The sequence below is a fragment of the Aeromonas cavernicola genome (assembly GCF_002795305.1).
Classification (GTDB): Bacteria; Pseudomonadota; Gammaproteobacteria; order Enterobacterales; family Aeromonadaceae; genus Aeromonas; species Aeromonas cavernicola.
The window spans coordinates 1-21,285 of record NZ_PGGC01000077.1; the positions used below are offsets into that span (position 1 = coordinate 1).

The 21,285-nt window shown below is 53.7% G+C and carries 19 protein-coding genes; 8 read left to right on the forward strand and 11 right to left on the reverse strand.

Going from position 1 to position 21,285, the window contains the following annotated elements; genetic code table 11:
• Positions 1-182 precede the first annotated feature (182 nt).
• The 4 genes from CUC53_RS08535 to CUC53_RS08550 all read right to left on the reverse strand — a co-directional run bounded on the left by CUC53_RS08535 (position 183) and on the right by CUC53_RS08550 (position 4,713).
• Complete coding sequence (locus tag CUC53_RS08535; RefSeq protein ID WP_100293759.1) at positions 183-2,114, reverse strand: putative bifunctional diguanylate cyclase/phosphodiesterase; 1,932 nt, start codon at positions 2,112-2,114, stop codon at positions 183-185.
• A gap of 25 nt (positions 2,115-2,139) precedes the next feature.
• Complete coding sequence (locus CUC53_RS08540; protein ID WP_100293760.1) at positions 2,140-2,637, reverse strand: putative pterin-binding protein; 498 nt, start codon at positions 2,635-2,637, stop codon at positions 2,140-2,142.
• A gap of 104 nt (positions 2,638-2,741) precedes the next feature.
• Positions 2,742-4,376 carry a chaperonin GroEL gene (gene groL, locus CUC53_RS08545; RefSeq protein ID WP_100293761.1) on the reverse strand — a complete coding sequence of 545 codons (1,635 nt, stop codon included), beginning with the start codon at positions 4,374-4,376 and terminating at the stop codon, positions 2,742-2,744.
• 43 nt (positions 4,377-4,419) lie between these two features.
• Positions 4,420-4,713 (reverse strand): co-chaperone GroES, encoded by a 294-nt coding sequence (locus CUC53_RS08550; protein WP_100293762.1) that lies wholly within the window; start codon positions 4,711-4,713, stop codon positions 4,420-4,422.
• Positions 4,714-4,987: 274 nt separating this feature from the next.
• Between CUC53_RS08550 and CUC53_RS08555 the strand changes: the two genes are divergently transcribed.
• Positions 4,988-6,343, forward strand: a complete 1,356-nt coding sequence (locus CUC53_RS08555) for an MATE family efflux transporter (protein ID WP_100293763.1) — start codon at positions 4,988-4,990, stop codon at positions 6,341-6,343.
• Positions 6,344-6,367: 24 nt separating this feature from the next.
• Here the strand turns inward: CUC53_RS08555 and CUC53_RS08560 are convergent, their stop codons facing one another.
• Complete coding sequence (locus tag CUC53_RS08560) at positions 6,368-6,832, reverse strand: FxsA family protein (RefSeq protein ID WP_100293764.1); 465 nt, start codon at positions 6,830-6,832, stop codon at positions 6,368-6,370.
• 441 nt (positions 6,833-7,273) lie between these two features.
• On the opposite strand from CUC53_RS08560, the gene aspA reads away from it, so the two are divergent.
• A complete protein-coding gene (aspA, locus tag CUC53_RS08565; protein ID WP_100293765.1) occupies positions 7,274-8,716 on the forward strand; it encodes an aspartate ammonia-lyase in 1,443 nt (480 codons plus the stop codon).
• Positions 8,717-8,838: 122 nt separating this feature from the next.
• Positions 8,839-10,158 carry an anaerobic C4-dicarboxylate transporter gene (locus tag CUC53_RS08570; protein ID WP_100293766.1) on the forward strand — a complete coding sequence of 440 codons (1,320 nt, stop codon included), beginning with the start codon at positions 8,839-8,841 and terminating at the stop codon, positions 10,156-10,158.
• 96 nt (positions 10,159-10,254) lie between these two features.
• Here CUC53_RS08570 and gstA read toward each other — a convergent pair whose 3' ends face one another.
• The 6 genes from gstA to CUC53_RS08605 all read right to left on the reverse strand — a co-directional run bounded on the left by gstA (position 10,255) and on the right by CUC53_RS08605 (position 14,993).
• Complete coding sequence (gene gstA, locus CUC53_RS08575; RefSeq protein ID WP_100293767.1) at positions 10,255-10,866, reverse strand: glutathione transferase GstA; 612 nt, start codon at positions 10,864-10,866, stop codon at positions 10,255-10,257.
• A gap of 219 nt (positions 10,867-11,085) precedes the next feature.
• Positions 11,086-11,421 carry a DUF1294 domain-containing protein gene (locus CUC53_RS08580; RefSeq protein ID WP_100293768.1) on the reverse strand — a complete coding sequence of 112 codons (336 nt, stop codon included), beginning with the start codon at positions 11,419-11,421 and terminating at the stop codon, positions 11,086-11,088.
• Positions 11,418-12,005: a sugar O-acetyltransferase gene (locus tag CUC53_RS08585; RefSeq protein WP_100293802.1), complete on the reverse strand. Its 588-nt coding sequence runs from the start codon at positions 12,003-12,005 to the stop codon at positions 11,418-11,420. Before CUC53_RS08585 ends, CUC53_RS08580 begins: the two co-directional genes overlap by 4 nt.
• A gap of 179 nt (positions 12,006-12,184) precedes the next feature.
• Positions 12,185-13,252: a tRNA dihydrouridine(20/20a) synthase DusA gene (gene dusA, locus CUC53_RS08590; RefSeq protein WP_100293769.1), complete on the reverse strand. Its 1,068-nt coding sequence runs from the start codon at positions 13,250-13,252 to the stop codon at positions 12,185-12,187.
• A 344-nt stretch (positions 13,253-13,596) separates the two neighbouring features.
• Positions 13,597-13,914, reverse strand: coding sequence for a PTS system regulator TmaR (tmaR, locus tag CUC53_RS08600; RefSeq protein WP_100293803.1), 318 nt, complete (start codon positions 13,912-13,914; stop codon positions 13,597-13,599).
• Positions 13,915-14,231: 317 nt separating this feature from the next.
• Entirely contained in the window at positions 14,232-14,993 is a 762-nt protein-coding gene (locus CUC53_RS08605; RefSeq protein ID WP_100293771.1) for an IclR family transcriptional regulator, read from the reverse strand.
• A gap of 415 nt (positions 14,994-15,408) precedes the next feature.
• Here CUC53_RS08605 and aceB point away from each other — a divergent pair, with 415 nt between their 5' ends.
• The 5 genes from aceB to CUC53_RS08630 all read left to right on the forward strand — a co-directional run bounded on the left by aceB (position 15,409) and on the right by CUC53_RS08630 (position 21,217).
• The gene (aceB, locus tag CUC53_RS08610) at positions 15,409-17,016 is read left to right on the forward strand and encodes a malate synthase A (RefSeq protein ID WP_100293772.1); all 1,608 of its coding nucleotides are present in this window, start codon (positions 15,409-15,411) and stop codon (positions 17,014-17,016) included.
• Positions 17,013-18,275 carry a DUF6986 family protein gene (locus CUC53_RS08615; RefSeq protein WP_100293773.1) on the forward strand — a complete coding sequence of 421 codons (1,263 nt, stop codon included), beginning with the start codon at positions 17,013-17,015 and terminating at the stop codon, positions 18,273-18,275. The genes aceB and CUC53_RS08615 overlap by 4 nt, the downstream gene beginning before the upstream one ends.
• A 94-nt stretch (positions 18,276-18,369) precedes the next feature.
• Positions 18,370-19,206 (forward strand): bifunctional allantoicase/(S)-ureidoglycine aminohydrolase, encoded by an 837-nt coding sequence (locus tag CUC53_RS08620; protein WP_100293774.1) that lies wholly within the window; start codon positions 18,370-18,372, stop codon positions 19,204-19,206.
• A gap of 296 nt (positions 19,207-19,502) precedes the next feature.
• On the forward strand, positions 19,503-20,300 hold the full coding sequence (locus CUC53_RS08625) for a hydroxypyruvate isomerase family protein (RefSeq protein ID WP_100293775.1): 798 nt from the start codon (positions 19,503-19,505) through the stop codon (positions 20,298-20,300).
• Positions 20,301-20,323: 23 nt separating this feature from the next.
• The gene (locus CUC53_RS08630) at positions 20,324-21,217 is read left to right on the forward strand and encodes a 2-hydroxy-3-oxopropionate reductase (RefSeq protein ID WP_100293776.1); all 894 of its coding nucleotides are present in this window, start codon (positions 20,324-20,326) and stop codon (positions 21,215-21,217) included.
• Positions 21,218-21,285: the final 68 nt, after the last annotated feature.

The following is a 21,285-nucleotide window of genomic DNA, read 5'->3' on the forward strand; positions in this document are numbered from 1 at the left end:
GATCCCGCGTAGCTCCACCAAATAAAAAAACACCGCATAATCTGCGGTGTTTTTTTATTTTCCTTGGCATCTGCTCATTTCTCGAATTTAAGTGCGTTTTAACTTCGCTTGTTGGTGATTGTACAAATGCCAGCATTAGCTTGCCATTTTAGTTGCTATGGATTTCTTTGTTGAAGAAATCGCTAGCTTATATACACCACTTCTGGTTGCAGTTGCGCTAACCATGCCTCTTCCATCTCCAGTAACGTTTGATATATTTTTTCGGCCTGTTCAGGGCGGCTGAATAGATATCCCTGACCGTATAAATGTATATCTGTGAGGGAACGCAGGACATCTAACTGAGTTTGTGTTTCTATGCCTTCACATACGAGGCTTTTTCCGAGCATGGAGCCCATTCGACAAATATTCGCGACAAGTTCAGAAGCTTCTATCGAAGTGTCGATGCCTTGAATAAATGAACGGTCTATTTTTACTTTGCTCACCGGCAATTTTTGTAAATAACTCAGAGATGAATAACCGGTACCAAAGTCATCTAATGCCAGTAATACCCCTTGCTGATTGAGGTCTTGCATCAACTGAAGTGAGTTTTTAACTTCTCTCATAGTTGTGTCTTCCGTGACCTCTAAAACTAGGCTACGCGCGGTCAGGTGGTGCTCCATGAGCGCTTTGGCGACTAATTTGAGCAAGTTACGTTGGTACATACCGGGAGAAATATTGACACACATTTGTAAATCAACTAGCCCAAGCTGTTGCCATTTATATAATTGTGCGCAAGCGGTATTTAATACCCATCCACCTAGTCGTTCTGCTAACTGAAATTCTTCAGCAACCATAATGACTTCATTCGGAGGGATAAAGCCAAGCTCTGGATGGCGCCAACGTAATAAAGCCTCAACAGCTTCACAGCGGCCACTCTCTAAATTCACGATGGGTTGATAATAAAGCTCTAGGGCATTGTGCTCGAGAGCCATCAGCATGTCTGATGCTAAGTGTTTACGGCGAGCAGTCTCATTGAGCAGTGAGTTGTCATAAATAACATAGGGAACATGGGTTTTACGGCTATGAAATAAGGCTTGTTCTGCTCTACTTAATAGCTCTTGGGTTTTTTCACTATCCATGGGATAGAATGCGATGCCGATACCTACTTCAAGACGGAATGGGTAATTATCAAACACGATATCTTGTTTCAATACATGCAGTAGGCGGGCTACTAACTCTCTAACTTGCCGCAGATCGCTACTACCATGTTGAATGATCGCAAATTGGTCACCGCCAAGCCTCACTAGCCACTCTTTCTCCTCACACAAATTTTGTATACGCATTGCCAATTCATGTAATAAGAAATCACCAGTGTCATAACCAAATTTGCTATTAATATCTCTAAAATCATTAATATCAATTAACACCAAGCCAAAAGGAGTTGCTTGCGCTGCGTAAAGCTCCATCTTTTCTAATAACGCAAGTCTATTTGCTAAGCCGGTTAGGGGATCAACCCTTGCTGTTCTAAAATGGCGTCTGCCTTCATAAATGAGTAAGCCGCTGAGCAGTAATACCGAAATAATGAGGCCTGACACCATAAAAAGGAGAGCATTGCGTAGCTGGCCAAAATAACGATCATTTTCAGAGTAGATATTGATATTTTTCTGCATGACAGAAGCAAGGGAATAAGAAAGGGGTTCTTGTAGTGGGGATAAGCGCATCATGATTTGTTGATAATCAGTGCTGCCACTTTTGAGATTGATAATATCAGACTCTAACGCGCGTATATTGCTCTCAATGAGTTGCACTTGACGGAGCGTTTTTTGTTTATCTTGCATGCTTTGACGCAATTGACCACTTAACAAGATCGGTGTGCGGCTCCAAAGAATGTCGTAACGCAGCATTAGCGTATCGTGGTCTATCCCCCCATAGTGGTACACCTCAACTGCGTTTAGAAAACGACCAAGCTCCATTTGAAGCTGCATTAAAGCCCAGGAGACATCGTAGGTATATCTTTCCATCACCTTTGTCGCATTCTGGATCTGTATTAGCGAATAAAGGGTGCTGCCTGTAAACAACAGAATGGAGAAGTAAAGAATAACAACAAGAGGCCAAGCCTTGCTCTTCCCTTTCACTCTGCACTCCTGTCTAAATTATCAATTAATGCTGAATGTCTATCACATGTAGTTGCCAGATCATCATATCGGTAAACTCAGACCGTCTAAGTTCTGGATATTTATCAAGTGGTAACATGAACCACAGCGGCCCTTTATCACGCACCCTCATGATGGCGCCATTATCTTGCCACGCAAGAATTGGGTCGTATCGCTTTACCTTCTCCCAATCGACCTGAATTTGAAAGCTATTAAGCGCCGTTAACGTGACAGTCTTGCCCTTAGCACCAATCGCCGTCAATAGATCCGTTAGCTTGGGGCCTTTATAGGTATGAGCTTTATCTACCCAAGGATTACTGGTCACGATTTCATGTTGCGGTAGTGCTTGCAGCATGGCCAAGTCAAATTGCACTCCACCATCGACCGTCTTGGTCGCGTTGATGTTACCCGTTACCTTGAGAATAATGGGTCCCGTTGGGGATTCGAGAGCCATAGCGGGTAGCGCCAATGAAAAGAGTAATGAAATGATCCCTAACATTTTCATATCGATCTCTCCTTGTTATTTTGCTTACTAAATTAGCTTAGCCGGATTAAAAAAAACGGCCCGCTTGATGCGAGCCGCTCTTATCAAATCAACCGGGATGACGATTACATCATGCCCATGCCGCCCATACCACCCATGTCAGGCACGGCTGGTGCGTCTTTCTTCGGCAGTTCGGTGATCATGCACTCGGTGGTGATCATCAGACCGGCGATGGAAGAGGCAAATTGCAGAGCAGAGCGAGTGACCTTGGTTGGGTCCAGGATGCCCATGGCCAGCATGTCGCCATACTGCTCGGTGTAAGCGTTATAACCGAAGTTTCCTTCACCGTTCTTCACCGCATTGGCAATGACGGAGGCCTCTTCACCAGCGTTCACTACGATCTGGCGCAGCGGGGCTTCCATGGCACGCAGGGCAACCTTGATACCCACGTTTTGGTCTTCGTTGTCGCCACGCAGCTCAGCCAGTTTGGTTGCCACACGCACCAGTGCCACACCACCGCCGGCAACCACACCCTCTTCAACGGCGGCACGGGTAGCGTGCAGGGCATCTTCCACGCGGGCTTTCTTCTCTTTCATCTCGACTTCGGTGGCAGCGCCAACTTTGATTACGGCAACACCGCCAGCCAGCTTGGCTACGCGTTCTTGCAGCTTCTCACGGTCGTAATCGGAAGATGTCTCTTCGATCTGCTGACGGATCTGGGCAACACGGCCCTCAATCACGCTGGCATCGCCCACGCCATCGATGATGGTGGTGTTCTCTTTGGTGATGACCACGCGCTTAGCACGGCCCAGATCTTCTAGGGTCGCTTTTTCCAGCTCCATGCCCACCTCTTCAGAGATGACGGTACCGCCAGTCAGTACGGCGATATCCTGCAGCATGGCTTTGCGACGGTCACCGAAACCTGGCGCCTTAACTGCAGCGACTTTCACGATGCCACGCATGGTGTTGACCACCAGCGTTGCGAGTGCTTCGCCTTCAACGTCTTCAGCAATGATCAGCAGTGGCTTGCCAGCTTTGGCAACACCTTCCAGTACCGGCAGCATTTCGCGGATGTTGGAGACTTTCTTGTCAACCAGCAGGATGAACGGGTCATCCAGTTCAACAGAACCGGTCTCTTGCTTGTTGATGAAGTACGGAGAGAGGTAGCCACGGTCGAACTGCATCCCTTCGACGACAGCCAGCTCATCTTCCAGACCTTGACCATCTTCAACGGTGATGACGCCATCGCGACCCACTTTGTCCATGGCTTCAGCAATCAGCTTGCCCACTTTCTCGTCGGAGTTTGCGGAGATGGTGCCCACCTGAGCGATGGCATTACTGTCGGCGCACGGCTGGGACAGTGCTTGCAGTTCAGCAACAGCAGCCACAACGGCCTTGTCGATACCGCGCTTGAGATCCATCGGGTTCATCCCGGCGGCAACGGCTTTCAGACCTTCGTTGACGATAGCCTGAGCCAGAACGGTTGCAGTAGTCGTGCCGTCACCCGCCGCGTCGTTGGCCTTGGAAGCCACTTCCTTGACCATCTGGGCGCCCATGTTCTGGAACTTGTCTTCCAGCTCGATTTCGCGCGCAACGGACACGCCATCTTTAGTAATGGTCGGGGCGCCGAAGGATTTGTCCAGCACCACGTTGCGGCCTTTCGGGCCCAGCGTCACCTTGACGGCATCAGCCAGGATGTTTACGCCTTCCAGCATCTTGATGCGGGCTTCGTTACCAAACTTAACGTCTTTAGCTGCCATGTTTCTTCAATCCTTAAATCAATTCAGGGAAAAGGAGGATGGATTACGCTTCGACAATCGCAAGGATGTCAGTTTCGGACAGGATCAGGACTTCCTGACCATCCAGCTTCTCGGTTTTCACCCCGTAGCCTTCGTTAAAGATCACCTTGTCACCGGCCTTCACCGCTAGCGCTTTTACATCACCATTGTCCAAAATACGGCCAGTTCCCACGGCAAGCACTTCACCACGGGTGGACTTCTGGGCTGCGGTACCTGTTAACACAATACCGCCAGCAGATTTTGCTTCAGCTTCGATGCGCTTGATGATGACGCGGTCGTGCAGTGGACGAATTTTCATCGATAACTCTCCCAAAATGAGTCTCATTGTTGCTTTGAGTAATGGCCATGCTTGGCCAAATTAGGTATGCCCCTGATGTGGGGCAAAGGTGAGGGCCCTTCAAGGGCAAATACAAAAAAAATATTTTCACGTACTATCAATGTTTTTGATGGATTACCCTCAACGCCGACCTATCAGGTCATTCTGCCCACCGTTTGGACGCCCAAGAGCAACAGGGATGCCCGTACGATGGTACGTAGTCGGTTTATGTTGAATCACCAAAGGCGTATGCGCGATGTTGAACCGCCACCATCTGATGTTAACTGCTCCGATTAATACCGCGTTACGCCACATGGCTGGGCCGATGATCCTCGGCATCGTGGCCATTCTGGCCTTCAACTTAGTGGATACCTTCTTTATCGGGATGCTGGGCACCAACGCATTGGCTGCTATCAGTTTTACCTTTCCGGTCACTTTTGTGGTCACCTCGCTGGCCATGGGACTGGGAGCTGGGCTATCGGCGGTGATTGGCCATGCGCTGGGGCAGGGGAAACATCAAGAGGCGGCCCATCTTGCCACTGACAGCCTGTTCTTAGCGGTGCTGCTCGTTGCGTTGCTCGCTGGGGCTGGTGCCTTCACCATTACCCCACTGTTTAGTTGGCTAGGGGCGAGTCATGAGTTGATTGCGCTGATCCACGACTACATGCTGATCTGGTATCTGACCGTCCCGATGTTGGTGCTGCCGATGGTAGGTAATGCGGCGATCCGCGCCACTGGCGATACCAAAACACCGAGCCTAGTGATGGCGGTCGCAGGGTTGATCAACGGTATCTTAGATCCCTTGCTGATCTTCGGCTTAGGCCCTTTCCCTGAATGGGGAATCAGAGGCGCGGCGGTTGCGACCGGCCTCTCTTGGCTGATGGCCATGCTGGTTAGCCTCTACATCTTGCGCCACCGAGAACGGCTGTTGTTGTGGCGCCTCTCGGCGCGAGAGTCGTTATTGCGCCATTGGCGTGCACTCCTCAGTGTGGCCATTCCTGCATCCTGCACTAACATGCTGATCCCGTTGGCTAATACGGTGTTAATGACTATCTTCGCTAGGCTCGGCACCGAGGCGGTCGCCGCTTATGGGGCTGCTTCTCGGGTCGAGGCGTTTTTGTTGATTGTAATGATGGCGCTGGCGTCTGTTTTAGCGCCCTTCATCTCACAAAACTGCGGGGCGGGTAATCCTGTCCGCGCGAAAGAGGCATTGCAGCGCAGTATGCGTTTTGCACTGCTGTTTCAGCTTGCCATCTATGGCCTGACGTGGCTGTTGGCTCCGCTCATTGCCAAGCTGTTTAGCGATGATCCGCAGGTGATCCGTCTTATCACGCTTTACCTGCATCTGGTGCCGATAGGTTATGGCTTTCAGGGTATGGTGATGCTACTGGCCTCGGCGCTCAATGGCGTGCGAGCATCGAGCATTTCTTTCTTGTTCAATGGGCTACGATTGTTTGGGTTTTTATTGCCAGGGGCCTGGTTGGGCGCAAGGCTGGGGGGAGAGCAGGGAGTCTATCTGGGCATACTGCTGGCTAATTTGGCGGCGGGCACCCTCGCCTGGTGGTATGCCCGTCACCGTTTCGAGGCACTGTGTCAGCAAAGAGTGCAGTAAATACCTTGTGCTGATACGCCAACTCTACTCCTTGCGCTCAAATTCCCCTTCGATGGTAGTGCCGCCCTGTTTGGGGGGCTGATCATCAGTGGTAGCGTGGCCAAAAGGCGTTTGGGGGCGCGGAAAGCCGCTCATCTGGATACGGCTGCGGCTAATCAGCTGGTCTGCGAACCAGTGACGTAGCCAAGGCTGCAACAGCAACAGACCAAACAAGTCGGTGACAAATCCCGGGATCACCAGTAGTAGGCCAGCCACTGCCAGCAGCATCCCCCCCATGACTTCGCGCCCTGGCATCTCTCCTAGCTGCATTTTTTGTTGCGCATGCAAAAGGGTTTTGATCCCTTCGCTGCGCACCAGCGAGGAGCCCACCACCGCCGTCAATATCAGTAAGCCGATCGTAGGTAGCGCACCGATGGCGGCGCCGACTTCGATCATCACGGTGAGCTCCAGCACCACTAGGCCTAATACCAGCAGCAATAACTTACCCATATCTACCTCACATAGCTGAAAAAGAGATGCCCTGCCTTGCTCAAGGAGGCCTTGATTCAGGTAGACTCCACGGGCTGCTGCATGACCCTATATGGCTAATAAATGGGGGCTGCGAGGCATTTTTCAACCGAGAGGTAGGTGCACCGGATAGATGAGTGCGTCATTTCATCGTTTGGGAAATAAAAAAGAAGTGATGTATCAATAGGATGTAAATAAATTCATATATCTTTGAATCCATAAACGTAATTTGAAGAGAGATGAATTTAGTGATCAAGTTCTGATAACTGATACCTCAATTGGAGTAGCATGACGGTCAGTTGACGGGACGGGGAAACCCAACCGCCCTACACGATAGGTGGTGCTTCAGGATGAGCTGTTCGCAGGGAATGCGTGACCACTCGGTATGGATTTTTCTACTTATCTGATTTCTGAGGCATTGCAATGAGCGACAACCACAACGTTCGCATTGAAGAAGACCTGCTGGGCAGTAAAGAAGTGTCTAATGAGCTTTATTATGGCGTGCACACCTTGCGAGCCGTTGAGAACTTCAAGATCAGCAACCAGAAGATTTCTGATGTACCCGAATTTGTCCGTGGCATGGTATTGACCAAAAAAGCCGCTGCGCTAGCCAATGGTGAGTTGGGTACGATTCGCCCTGAAATTGCCGACAAGATCGTCGAGGCGTGTGACCTGATGTTGAGCACAGGGAAATGCTTTGATCAGTTCCCGATCGATGTTTATCAGGGCGGTGCTGGCACCTCCGTTAACATGAACACCAATGAAGTGTTGGCCAACATCGCTTTGGAGATCATGGGGTTGGAGAAGGGGCGCTACGATGTGATCAACCCCAACGACCATGTGAACAAGTGCCAATCCACCAACGACGCCTACCCCACCGGCTTTCGCGTGGCGGTAGTTAACAGCACCGACGTCACCCTCCATGCGCTGGAGCAGCTGATCGCCGCTTTTGATGGTAAGGCGAGTGAGTTCAAGAAGATCCTGAAGATGGGCCGTACCCAGCTGCAAGATGCGGTGCCGATGACCTTGGGTCAGGAGTTCCACGCTTTTGCCGTGACCCTGCGTGAAGAGATCAAGTCCATCAGACGCTGCCAAGAGCTGCTGTTGGAAGTGAACTTAGGCGCGACCGCCATAGGCACAGGCCTGAATACTCCTCCTGAGTACTCTGCGCTGGCGATCAAGCGATTAGCCGAGATCACTGGCCGTGGCTACGTACCGGCAGAAGATCTGATCGAAGCGACCTCTGACTGTGGCGCCTACGTCATGCTACACGGCGCCATCAAGCGGTTGGCGATGAAGCTCTCCAAGATCTGTAACGATCTACGGCTGCTCTCCTCTGGCCCGCGCACCGCACTCAAAGAGATCAACCTGCCAGAAATGCAGGCGGGCTCCTCCATCATGCCGGCCAAGGTTAATCCGGTGATCCCGGAAGTGGTCAATCAGTCCTGCTTCAAGGTATTCGGTAACGACATCACCATCACCTTCGCCGCCGAAGCCGGTCAGCTGCAGCTGAACGTGATGGAGCCGGTGATTGGTCAGGCAATGTTTGAATCGTTAAGCCTGATGGAGAAAGCCTGTATTTCCCTGCGTGAGAAGTGCGTGGAAGGGATCACCGCCAACCCAGAGATCTGCATGAATCATGTGCTCAACTCTATTGGTATCGTCACTTATCTGAACCCGTTCATCGGCCATCACGAAGGGGATATCGTGGGTAAGATCTGTGCCCAGACGGGTAAAAACGTCCGTGAAGTCGTGCTGGAGCGGGGGTTACTGAGTGTCGAGCAGTTAGATGAAATTCTCTCCATTGATAACCTGATGAATCCGCAATACAAAGCCAAGCGTTTCACTCGCGACGCAGCCGTATAACTTAGCTTGGGTCGGGGATTCCCCGACCCATAGAGCCAACTCCCGATCGCCGCTGCTCGCGTCTATCGGGAATTGGCTTTATGCCACAGCGCATCAATAAAACTAAATGTGGAGTCGTTGTCATGATTGGAATTGAGTTATTTGTGGTGCTCGCTGCTATCTATCTGGGAGCTCGGATAGGCAGTATCGGCATCGGTTTTGCGGGAGGGCTAGGGGTATTGGTACTGACCTGGGGCTTGGGTGTCTCCATCCCGAGTGACCAGCTAGTGAGTTACATCCCGTGGGATGTGATCATGATCATCGCCTCTGTCATCTGCGCTATCGCCTGTATGCAGTTGGCTGGTGGGATGGACTATCTGGTGCATCTGGCTGAAAAAGCCCTGCGCAAAAACCCGAAATACATCACCTTTGCTGCCCCCATCGTGACCTATCTGATGACCATGCTGGCCGGGACAGGCCACACGGCATTTTCGACCTTGCCGGTGATTGCTGAGGTGGCAAAGGAGCAAGGGATCCGGCCATCTCGGCCCCTCTCCATCGCAGTCGTCGCCTCCCAGATAGCTATCACGGCCTCTCCGATTTCGGCTGCCGTGGTCGCTTTCTCTGGGATGCTGGAGCCGCTCGGGGTGGACTACCTAACCCTGTTGGCGATTTGTATCCCGTCCACCTTTATCGCCTGTATGTTGGGGGCCGTGGTCGCCAACATGCTTGGCAAGCCGTTGGAACAGGATGAAGTCTATCTGGATCGTAAAGCCAAGGGATTGATCAAACTGCGTGGTGCCACCCAGCTGGAACTTAAGCCCTACGCCAAACTGTCGGTGTGGATCTTCATCGCTGCCATCGTTGCGGTGATGGCGTACGCCACTGCCATCTCCGGCAAAGTGGGGCTTATCAGCAACCCGCCCATCCCCCGTGACGGCGCCATCATGGGCATCATGCTGGCGGCGGCGACCATCATGACCTTGGTCTGTAAGTTAGATGCGACCCAAGTGACTAATATGCCGACCTTTAAGTCCGGCATGTCCGCTTGTATCTGTGTGTTGGGGGTTGCTTGGTTGGGTAATGTCTTCGTGAAAGGCAACATGGACACCATCCAGCTGATCGCCGGTGATTTGCTAAATCAATACTCTTGGCTGCTGGCGGTGGTGCTGTTTTTTGCCGCCATGCTGCTCTATTCACAGGGCGCGACCACCAAGGCATTGATGCCTGCTGCACTGCTACTGGGCGTCAGCCCGCTCACTGCGATTGCCTCGTTTGCTGCGGTGAGTGCGTTGTTTGTGCTGCCGACTTATCCCACTCTACTAGCGGCCGTGGAGATGGATGACACCGGCTCGACGCGGATTGGCAAGGCGGTGTTCAACCACCCCTTCTTCATTCCCGGTGTGACGACCATCGCGATTGCTGTGGCCCTTGGCTTTTTCTTCGGCGGTATCATGCTGTAAATAGTGCGCCAGCACTCAGTCGCAATAGAAAGGGGCACGGTATGACCGTGCCCCCCAGAGATAGCCGATAGCGGCCCAAGTGACAGCAGGGCGGGATTACTTGAGCAATCCTTCCGCTTTAAGTGCCGCTTGTACCGCAGGGCGCGCCGCAACCCGACCTTGGAAAGCCTGCAGGTGAGCGAACGGGGAGAGGTCTATCCCGACGTGTGGAGCCCAGCCCAACACGGTGAACAAGTAGGCATCCGCCACGCTAAATTCGTTGGACGCTACATATTGCTGCTTAGCTAAGTGCGCATCCATAAACGCCAAGCGGTTGAGCAGTGCCTCTGTGGCAACTGGCTTGTATACCTCTGGGGTTGTGGGTTTAAACAGCGGACCAAACCCTTTGTGCAGCTCTGTGGTGATGAAGTTCAACCAGCTTTGCAGCTGATAACGGGCCAGCGTGCCGTTAGCGGGCGCCAGGTTTTTCTCAGGTACTTGGTCAGCAATGTACTGAACGATGGCCACGCCCTCGCTCAGACGCGTGCCGTCGTCGAGCTCCAGTATCGGCACATAGCCTAACGGGGTAATGGCATAAAAATCAGACCCATCTTTAACCAGCTTGTGGCCACGGACATCGACTTGTACTAGTTCAGCGGTCATCCCAGCTTCGAGCAGGGCGATGTGGGTAGATAACGAGCAAGCACCTGGGCTGTAATAAAGCTTCATGAATCAATTCTCCTAGTCAATAACGACACAGTGCACATGGCCTCATGCCACGGACTGCACAATATTCACACCACATCTTATGTGTTGCGAGCAACAGTCAAAGAGATGGAGATGAAATGCAGCTTTTCAAGGGCGACTGACCAGATTGGCCAGTATCTGGTCTGTGCTCACCCCTCGGTAATGGAGAAATGGGCACACGGCCGAGGGTTGCTGTGTCGATTATTGCCACAGTGGGCGACCCAGCCAGAGGCCCCATACTGTGAGATGCAGCAGCACAATAAACCAGAACACCAGCCGATAACTGCGTTTTTGGGTCTTATGACGCAGCCATTGCCGAGCGATCAGGGCGCCCGGCCACCCACCGCATAACTCCAGCAGATGCAGACGATACTCGGGAATGCGCCAGCCTCCGCGTACCGCTTGGCGTTTGTCCCAACCATACGCGGCGAAGGTGAGCAGGCTCATCCCAACGAGTACCGCCAGTGGCCACCAGCGCTGGCTATCGAGGCCTAACCACAGGGTCCAGCCCAATGGTAAGAGTGCCAGCGCCATCATGAGATCAGCTCTGCACGAGTTTCTGCTGGATGCAGGGTGCGGATCACCCGAGCGGGGTTGCCCACCGCTAGCGAGTCTGACGGAATATCACGGGTCACCACTGCCCCAGCGCCAATGACCGAGCGTGGTCCAATGGTCACGCCAGGGCAGATAATGGCGCCGCCACCGATCCAGCAATCATCGCCTATGTGGACGGGTTGGTTGTAGGCCGTCCAGCCGCGCCGAGCCAAGTGATCCATGCTGTGGGTCGCGGTATAAATCTGCACGTTAGGGGCGAGCAGCACATGGCTGCCGATGTGCACCTCCCCCAGATCGAGGATGGTGACGTTGAAGTTAAAGAAGGTTTGCTCACCGAGGTAGATGTTACGGCCAAATTCACAGGTGAAGGGGGTACTGATCCAGCAAGAGTCAGGGCAGTGGCCAAACAGCTCACGACATAGTTGTTGGCGCTGCCCGTTATCGCTGGCTGCGGTGGCATTGAGTTGCGCCAACACGCTTTGGCCGTGCAATCGATCGCGGGTTATCTCCTCACTCTGGCCGTCCAACGCACCACCGGCTAATACCCTGTCCCAATCGCTCATTATTGCTACCTCCATCAGCGCCGCACATCAGATACAAGAGGAGCCAGTATACGCCGCTGGCCGCCCAGTGTCAGCATGGCTGATGCTGGGCTGGGGATGACAGAGCAAGAGGGCGGCTATCTTCTGTTGGTCGTTATTGTTGGCAGCAGCACCGCCGGTGAGTGCATGGTTACGTGAGCTATTCAGCGGACGGGGTGGTCGATGTTTAAGCCGGTAGCGGCATCTTCCGGTACATGGGCCATCGCATCCAATACCACCTCAATACCGGCTCCGGGTTTGCAGGCGTTCTCACTGAGGTGACGGCGCCAAGCGCGTGCGCCCTGCATGTGCTGGAACAGTCCTAACATGTGGCGGGTCATGTGGGATAAATAGTTCCCCTTGGCCAGCTCCTGCTCGATGTAGGGCAGCATCATCCGCACTACCTCGTGGCGACTGGGCACCGCACTTGTCATGCCAAATATCTGTTGGTCGACCTGCGCGAGCAGGTAAGGGTTCTGGTAGGCTTCTCGCCCCATCATCACCCCATCCAGATGGTGCAGATGTTCACGGGTCTGCTCAAGGGAGGTCACACCGCCATTGATAGCGATGGTCAGCTCTGGGTAATCCTGCTTAACGCGATAGACGCGGGGGTAGTCGAGTGGCGGAATCTCACGATTCTCTTTCGGGCTCAGGCCACTTAGCCACGCCTTGCGGGCATGAACAATAAAGGTATCGCAGCCCGCGTCCCGCACTTGCTCGATAAAGGCCTGCAAAAATGGGTAGGAGTCCTGATCGTCGATGCCAATACGGGTTTTGACGGTGACCGGAATATTCACCACATCGCGCATTGCCTTGACGCAATCGGCAACTAACGCAGGCTCACCCATCAGGCAGGCACCAAAACGGCCATTTTGTACGCGATCCGAGGGGCAACCGACGTTGAGGTTGACCTCGTCATAACCACGCTCTTCGGCCAGCTTGGCGCAACGGGCCAGATCTGCCGGGTTACTGCCCCCTAGCTGCAAGGCCAGTGGGTGCTCTTGCACGCTATACCCCAGATAATCCCCTTTGCCGTGGATAATAGCGCCAGTAGTCACCATTTCAGTATAAAGCAAGGTCTGCTTGCTCATTAATCGATGAAAATATCGGCAATGACGGTCAGTCCAGTCTAACATCGGGGCAATAGAGAATGTCTGGCGGTGGGCAAGCTTGCCAGAGATGGCCTCGGCGCCTGATTTAACGGGGTTTTTACTGCTTTGTTTCTGCGTCATTTGCGGGTATTTCCAGACATTTGTTGATTGAATCTGCCCTATGTTTGTACTCACTGGCTGGCGATACTCGGTTGCCAATGGGGACGGTGGCTGGCGATACAATAGAACAAGTCAATCCAGCAAAGGCGAATGTCGTTATCGCTGTACCAGCAGGAAACATAAAAGCGAGGGGCGAGTATACCGAGAATCCAGATCCTTTGGCAGCGTGGCGCGATGCTAAAAACCAGAGCGTAGAGCGGGGGGAGGAGCTGAGAGTCCGCGCCTTGTCGGTCGCTGCTTCCTTTACCAAACAACACCGCGCCCATTAGGCGCGGTGTTGTTGATAACGGCGAGTGCTGTGCTCGTTACTTTTGCGAGCTCATGCCTTTTAAGCGAGCGCTGAGATCTTTACGCTCTTTGGAGAGCTCGGCATTCTTGATGATGTGGTCATCGACCCGCTCTTCATAGTCGGTGCGCATGTTGGCAATGATGGCCTGCACTTCATCAATACTCATGCCTGGCTTGATGTAGTCGCTCAGGTTATCAAGCAGCAAGACCCGCTTCTGGTTATCGCGGATCTTCTTTTCGTTATCGGCTATTTCGCGCTTGAGTTTGTTTTGACGACGGGACATACGCACATATTCCAGTACATCGTTAAAGGTGGACTTGTTGACTTGTTCCATATTGTTACCACTGACGTAAGGTTGATAAATACTGGCCAAGTTACGCCTGAGTGCTGATAAATCGAGCATAAGATCAGGCAAACTCAAGATGCCCTTACTCTACCGCGTTATCAGTGAGATACAACCCTGAACTGCCCTTCCTTGCGGATATTTGACTGAAAAATCAACGAGCGATACACCTATCTTGATAGCGTGGCCTTGGTGAACACAGCTCCTATTTAGTCCGTGTGGTCTCCCCAGTCAAATACTGGGGAGGAGGCGCTAGATCACGGTTGGGGCGGTCTTGATGTGGCCAGCGGATCGCAGCCCATCACGGGTTAATCCGCATTGAGCTCGGCAGAGATCACCCGGCTGACCTCTTGCAAAATGGGCACCGCCCGCAATCCAAACACTTCATCCACTCGGGTGATAGGGCCAGAGACCGAGATCGCGGTGGGAGTGGGGGCATTGGGGATGGCGATAGAAAAACAGCGAACATCAACTGCCTGCTCTCGATCATCAATGGCATAGCCACGCTGGCGGATCTTGCCCAGTTCCGCCAGTAGATCGTCAATATGGGTAATGCTGAACTCGGTGGCGGCAGGTAAACCGGTATGGGCCACGATACGGCGCACCGCATCATCACTCATTTGGGCCAGGAGGGCTTTGCCCACCCCCGTATTGTGCAGGCTGGCACGGTGGCCCACTTCGGTAAACATCCGCATGGAGTGGGGAGAGGGGGCCTGGGCAACATACACCACCTGCTCTGCATCCAAGATCGCCATATTGGCGCTTTCACCCAGCTTATCTACCAAGATTTTGAGATGGGGAACGGCCGCCGCCCCCATCTGCTTATTTGAGAGATCGCCTAGGCGGATCAATTTTGACCCCAGCGAGTAGCGACGATTAGGCAGTTGGCGGGCGTACCCCAAGGTGACAAGCGTCCCCAACAAGCGGTGGATCGTGGGCAGTGGCAAATGGGTGGTGGAAGCCAACTGACTCAGCGTCACAGCATGGCCAGCATCAGCAATCGTTTCCAAGAGTTCAAAGGCCCTCTCAATTGACTGAACACTTCCTGTTGTGGACTTTTTTTCACTCATCTCATGGGCTCTTTAGATAGAAAATAGAGTTAATTATCAATGCATTATAGCGTTCATATCCAGTAAGAATCATTGAGCTTATGCAATGAAACCGAGGCAGTTCACCATCGTGCACGACGCGCGGCCAGTTTAACAGATAACCATGGCCAATATCCTTTGCTGGTATTAAACCACACTTCTTTATGCTATCCCGCACTCCCTGTGCTGGATTTTCGTCCAGTTTTTAGCTGCCAGCCGCCAGAAAAGCGCAAAATCCAAAATACCATTAAATAACAAATGGATAAATAAAGTTTCTTGCTCACCTTACGGTAATTGTGACGAATAGGTAAATCATTTGTTTTTCCACATTGTAGATTGTAATATCCGTATTGTGGAATCAAAAAGAACCTATTGCCCATTTAAAGGAGTTGATCACATGGCATTGAAACAGACATCTGCCGCTCCATCTCAGCGCGCAAATCAGATTTTGACCCCAGAAGCGTTAGCATTCGTTGCGTCATTGCATGAGCAGTTTGCCGTGCGTCGTGATCAGCTCCTGGCTGCGCGCACGGTGCGCCGCAATCAAGTTGCTCAGCAAGGTAAGCTAGATTTTTTGCCTGAAACAGCGGCAATCCGCTCAGCGCAATGGCAAGTGGCCAGTGCCCCTGAGAAATTAAGAAAACGCCATGTTGAGATCACGGGGCCCGCGTCACCCGCCAAGATGGCGATCAACGCGCTCAATTCCAGCGCGAATGTCTGGTTAGCGGATTTGGAAGACGCCAACTCCCCCCACTGGTTTAACGTGATCGACTCGCAGATCAATCTGTTTGATGCCGCCCGTGGCACCCTCAGCTACACCGCCCCAGAGCCCAATGGCAAGCGTTATGAGTTGCAGACCAGTAGCCCACGCCCAGTCATCGTGGTGCGTCCTCGTGGCTGGCACATGGATGAAGCGCACCTGCTGTGGAACGACAAACCTGCGGTGGCCGCGCTGGTGGATTTCGGTCTGCACTTTTTCCATAACGCGACCCTGCTGACGGAGCGAGGGGATGGGCCTTTCTACTATTTGCCAAAAATGGAAAGCCATCATGAGGCTCGGTTGTGGAACGACATCTTTATTTTTGCCCAAAAAGCGCTGGGGATCCCGCGGGGCACGGTACGAGCAACCGTGCTGATAGAAACCATTCCCGCGGCATTTGAGATGGAAGAGATCCTCTATGAACTGCGTGAACATGCGTCTGGGCTAAATGCGGGCCGTTGGGATTACCTGTTTAGCATCATCAAATACTTTCGTGATGCCGGCAGTGCCTTTACCTTGCCCGATCGCGCTTCGGTCACCATGACGGCGCCGTTTATGCGGGCATACACCGAGCTGCTGGTAAAGACCTGTCACAAGCGTGGCGCCTTCGCCATGGGGGGGATGGCCGCCTTTATCCCGAACCGCAGCGATCCTAACGTTAGCGAAATTGCCTTTGAAAAAGTGCGGGCCGATAAAACCCGGGAAGCGAACGATGGTTTCGATGGTTCTTGGGTCGCGCACCCAGACTTAATTCCTATCTGCCAAGCCGCCTTTAGTGCCGTGTTGGGGGATCGCCCTAACCAGCTAGATCGCTTGCGTGATGAGGTGCAGGTCAGTGCGGCGCAGCTGCTCGACATCTCTTCGACACAAGGTCAAGCAACCGAAGCTGGGCTGCGGGATAACCTCTACGTCGGCATTGCCTACTTGGGCAGCTGGATTGCGGGCAACGGCGCGGTCGCGATCCGCAACCAGATGGAAGATGCCGCCACGGCGGAGATTTCGCGCTCGCAAGTGTGGCAGCAGATCCACAGTAACGTGCAGTTGGCTGACACCGGCCGCATCGTCACACCGGAATTGGTCACCACCATCTTGGCCGAAGAGACGGCTCGCTTACAAAGTGAGGTCGCCCCAGACCTGTTTGTGAGCGCTTATGCCCCTGCCAGTAAGCTGATGGCGGATCTCTGCGTCTCGGAACAGTATGAAGATTTCCTGACCACTCGTGCTTATGCCATGGTGACTGCATGAACCCGATCCCAAGACGGCTAACCGCCACCGATTTGGGGCGGGTAGAAAGCGCGCTGGCCAGCACGGACGCCTTACTGGCGACCCAGTATCCCGGTGACACCTTTGCTCGCCAACCGGTGCACACCTATTACACGCCGGCAGATCGTTACACCCCAGATTTTGCCCAGCGAATGGGGGCGCAGGCGTTAGAGAGCGCGGAACAGCATGGTGGCATCGCTGCGGTCTGTCACCTCACGGGGATGGCGCCTGCGCTGATTGAGCAGATCGCCCCACGGGTGATCACCAAGCTGCAGCAAGAACCGATCGAAGATCTGCGCATCGATTTTGAGGACGGCTACGGCATTCGTGCCGCTGGGCTCGAAGATGCCGAGGCGCAAGCCGCCGCCGAGCGAGTATTGCAGGCGCTAGATGACAAGCTCAGCCCTCCTTTTATTGGCATTCGCTTTAAATGCCTCGAAGCGGCATTTCGTGAACAGGGGCTGCGCACCTTAGATATTTTTCTGGCGACCTTGATGCAGCGCGGTGCACTGCCAGAGGAGCTGGTATTAACCCTGCCTAAGGTCTCTACGGTGGCGCAGGTCGAGGCGATGGTCTCGGTGTGCCAAGCATTGGAGCAGGCTCACGGCTTGGCAGCAGGCAGATTAAAGTTTGAGGTGCAGGTTGAAACGCCGCAGCTGATCTTGGCGGCAGATGGCAGCGTGCCGGTCGCTCAATTGTTACATCGCGGTCAGGGGCGGGTCACGGCGCTGCACTACGGCACTTACGATTACAGTGCCTCGTTGCAGATTTCCGCTGCCTACCAATCCATGGAGCATCCAGCGGCAGATTATGCCAAGCAGGTGATGCAGGTGGCGGTGGCGGGGACGGGAGTTACCCTCTCCGATGGCTCTACCAACATTATTCCAGTGGGGGACCCGAGCGACGTGAGAGCCGCCTGGATGCTGCACGCCCGTCTGGTCAATCGTTCCTTGGAGAATGGTTACTACCAGGGCTGGGATCTGCATCCGGCGCAGTTGGTCACTCGTTACATTGCTACCTATGCGTTCTATCGTTCACATTTCGCCAGTGCAGCGCAGCGTCTGTATAACTACGTACATGGCAGTGTGGCGGGCATTCTCGATGAACCTGCGACGGTCAAAGCCTTGGCCCGTTTCATTGAGCGTGGGCTGAGTTGTGGCGCCATTGCTACCTCAGAGCTGCAAGAGCAGGTACAAATCAGCACCGAACATTTCTATCAGTTGATGCGAACAGGCCGGTAATGCCAGTGCCGGCGGGTCATGCCGGCACCTTGGCGAGGAGTGTTCCACTTGGTTATCTGACGTTATTTTATGTTGAACAAGGAGATTCGTTGTTATGTCTAGCCCGCACTATTACACCCCCAGCGGCGGCTTGCCGGGGCAAACTGAGTTACTGACCGATCGGGCGATCGTCAAAGAGGCCTATACCGTGATCCCGCGCGGTGTCATGCGGGATATCGTCACCAGCAATTTGCCCGGTTGGAACAACACCCGTTGCTGGATCTTGGCGCGGCCCATCGCCGGATTTGCCACCACGTTTGCCCAATACATCGTCGAGGTGCTGCCTGACGGTGGCAGTGAGCAGCCAGAGTTAGAAGCGGATGTGCAATCGGTGGTGTTTGTCACCAAAGGCAGCATTACCCTGACTCTGGAAGGCAAGCAGCACCTGATGGAAGAGGGCGGTTATGCCTATTTACCCGCCGGTGCAGTCTGGAGCCTTAAAAATCAGGGCAGCAGCAGTGCCAGCTTTCACTGGGTACGCAAAGTCTATGAGCCGTTGGCTGGCTATGTTGCTAAAGCATTTGTCACCCGAGAGCAAGATATTGCCCCTGCCGCGATGCCAGATACCGACAATGCGTGGGCGACCACTCGGTTTGTGGACCCGAACGATCTTGCGCACGACATGCACGTCAATATCGTCACTTTTCAGCCGGGCGGTTCTATCCCCTTCGCCGAAACCCATGTGATGGAGCACGGCTTATATGTGCTGGAAGGTAAAGCGGTCTATCGGCTCAATGATGACTGGGTAGAAGTGCAGGAAGGGGATTACATGTGGCTACGGGCGTTTTGCCCACAGGCCTGCTATGCCGGTGGTCCTGGCCGCTTCCGCTATCTGCTGTACAAAGACGTTAACCGCCAAATCACCCTAGGGCGCGGTAACAAACCCGCTTAATTGCGCGCTGTTGCACTCCTCTTCTGTGGTTTTTGAGCCACCCATCGCTATGGGTGGCTGTTGCGCTGCTTGCTCCTAGCAGCCCAGCTCCCCTCTCAGGTCTGCCATCCCCTTCTTATTAACGCGATCACAGTTCGGTTTATCGACGTTTTTAGTGTCTTGACACAGTGATAACAAGTGCATAATCTTTCACATAACAAAAACATAATTCCACAATGAGAAATTTCTTGGGGTAAACGGGGATCTCTCATCAAGGAGTTGGTGGTTAAACCGTTTAGCTAAAGGAAAAGTGACGTATGGCATATACCGTGAATTGCTCGATTTTATTGACAGACCTTCCCCTGCTGGCTCGTCCAGCAGCGGCCAAAGCGGCGGGGTTTTCCGCGGTCGAATTTTGGTGGCCTTTCGATAGCTCGGTGCCTTCTGCACAGGAAGTGGAAGGGTTTATCAGTGCGATAGAGTCGGCGGGGGTGGCGTTGACCGGCCTGAACTTTAACGCCGGTAACATGCCAGGGGGGGATCGCGGCTTACTCTCCTCACCCACGCGCAGCGCAGAGTTTAAAGACAACATCGATGTCGTGGTGGAGATCGGGCGGCGGTTAGGGTGTAAGGCGTTCAATGCGCTGTATGGCTTGCGTGAATCCGGTTACAGCGCTGCACAGCAAGATGATATCGCGACCGAGAATCTGGCCATGGCCTGCCGTGCCGTTGCCACCATCGGTGGCATCGTGTTGCTGGAGCCGCTCAGCGGCGCCGAGCACTATCCCCTGAAAACCGCAGAGCAGGCGATGGCGATCATTACGCGCGTGGAGCAGCAAAGTGGGGTCACCAACCTGCGCCTGTTAGCCGACTTTTATCACCTTGCCAGCAACGGTGACAACGTGGCGGCCGTGATTGAGCAGTATGCCCACCAATTTGGCCATATCCAGATCGCTGATGTACCTGGCCGTGGCGAACCTGGCACTGGTGAGCTGCCTCTCGATACGTGGATCAAACGTAGCCAAGCCCTTGGTTACCAAGGACATATCGGTTTGGAATACAAAGCAACCCAAGCCGATCCTTTCGCCTGGTTAGCACCAGCACAGCGGGCGTAATTCATACCTAGGAGGTTTATACAATGGCAAAGGTCGCAATCATTGGGCTCGGGATCATGGGATTACCGATGGCCATCAATCTGGTCAAGGCGGGGCATCAGGTGGTGGGTTACAACCGCACCCCCGCGAATACCCAAAAGCTGGTGGACGCGGGTGGCCAAGGGGCTGACAGCATTGCACAGGTCGTCAAGGGTGCTGAGATGATCATCACCATGGTGCCTGATTCTGCCGATGTTGAAGCGGTGGTATTAGGAGAGGACGGGGTCTTTGCCCACGCCAGCAAACGGGCGCTGTGGATCGATGCCAGCAGTATTCGCCCTGACGTAGCGGCGCGGTTGGCGGCTGCGGCGCAAGCTGCAGGGCTGCGGGCGCTGGATGCTCCGGTCTCGGGCGGAGAACAAGGCGCTATCGAGGGCACCTTATCGATCATGGTCGGTGGCTCGCTTGAAGATATGGCCGAAGCGCGTCCGATCCTCGACGCCGTCGGTAAAACCATCGTGCACGTGGGCCCTGCTGGGTCTGGCCAAACGGTGAAAGCGGCCAACCAGCTGATTGTAGCGGGCACCATTCAACTGGTGGCCGAAGCCTTGGTGTTTTTAGAAGCCCATGCGGTGGATACCGAGGCGGCGATCAAGGTGTTGGCAGGTGGGCTGGCGGGCAACCGGATTTTGGATCGCAAAGCTGCCACCATGTTGGCCCATCAATTTGCGCCGGGCTTTCGCGTCGATTTGCACCACAAAGACATGGGCATCGTGACCGCCGCTGCGCGGGAGGCGGGGGTGGCGATCCCATTAGGGGCCCTGACGGCGCAACTGATGGGTTCATTACGCGCCCAAGGTCATGGCGCATTAGACCACTCCGCCCTGTTACTGCAAGTGGAGCAACTCTCTGGCCGTGGTCAAGGCAACGCCGGTTAACCGGTCACTATTTTTCGTGGTGAATGGGACCTTGATTAAGCGCGGCCCACACCCAGTCAAGATGAAGG

Coding starts and splice junctions, on each gene's coding strand:
- CUC53_RS08540 (WP_100293760.1), bottom strand. CDS start 2,637: ATGAAAATGTTAGGGATCATTTCATTACTCTTTTCATTGGCGCTACCC.
- groL (WP_100293761.1), bottom strand. CDS start 4,376: ATGGCAGCTAAAGACGTTAAGTTTGGTAACGAAGCCCGCATCAAGATG.
- CUC53_RS08550 (WP_100293762.1), bottom strand. CDS start 4,713: ATGAAAATTCGTCCACTGCACGACCGCGTCATCATCAAGCGCATCGAA.
- CUC53_RS08555 (WP_100293763.1), top strand. CDS start 4,988: ATGTTGAACCGCCACCATCTGATGTTAACTGCTCCGATTAATACCGCG.
- CUC53_RS08560 (WP_100293764.1), bottom strand. CDS start 6,832: ATGGGTAAGTTATTGCTGCTGGTATTAGGCCTAGTGGTGCTGGAGCTC.
- aspA (WP_100293765.1), top strand. CDS start 7,274: ATGAGCGACAACCACAACGTTCGCATTGAAGAAGACCTGCTGGGCAGT.
- CUC53_RS08570 (WP_100293766.1), top strand. CDS start 8,839: ATGATTGGAATTGAGTTATTTGTGGTGCTCGCTGCTATCTATCTGGGA.
- gstA (WP_100293767.1), bottom strand. CDS start 10,866: ATGAAGCTTTATTACAGCCCAGGTGCTTGCTCGTTATCTACCCACATC.
- CUC53_RS08580 (WP_100293768.1), bottom strand. CDS start 11,421: ATGATGGCGCTGGCACTCTTACCATTGGGCTGGACCCTGTGGTTAGGC.
- dusA (WP_100293769.1), bottom strand. CDS start 13,252: ATGACGCAGAAACAAAGCAGTAAAAACCCCGTTAAATCAGGCGCCGAG.
- tmaR (WP_100293803.1), bottom strand. CDS start 13,914: ATGGAACAAGTCAACAAGTCCACCTTTAACGATGTACTGGAATATGTG.
- CUC53_RS08605 (WP_100293771.1), bottom strand. CDS start 14,993: ATGAGTGAAAAAAAGTCCACAACAGGAAGTGTTCAGTCAATTGAGAGG.
- aceB (WP_100293772.1), top strand. CDS start 15,409: ATGGCATTGAAACAGACATCTGCCGCTCCATCTCAGCGCGCAAATCAG.
- CUC53_RS08615 (WP_100293773.1), top strand. CDS start 17,013: ATGAACCCGATCCCAAGACGGCTAACCGCCACCGATTTGGGGCGGGTA.
- CUC53_RS08620 (WP_100293774.1), top strand. CDS start 18,370: ATGTCTAGCCCGCACTATTACACCCCCAGCGGCGGCTTGCCGGGGCAA.
- CUC53_RS08625 (WP_100293775.1), top strand. CDS start 19,503: ATGGCATATACCGTGAATTGCTCGATTTTATTGACAGACCTTCCCCTG.
- CUC53_RS08630 (WP_100293776.1), top strand. CDS start 20,324: ATGGCAAAGGTCGCAATCATTGGGCTCGGGATCATGGGATTACCGATG.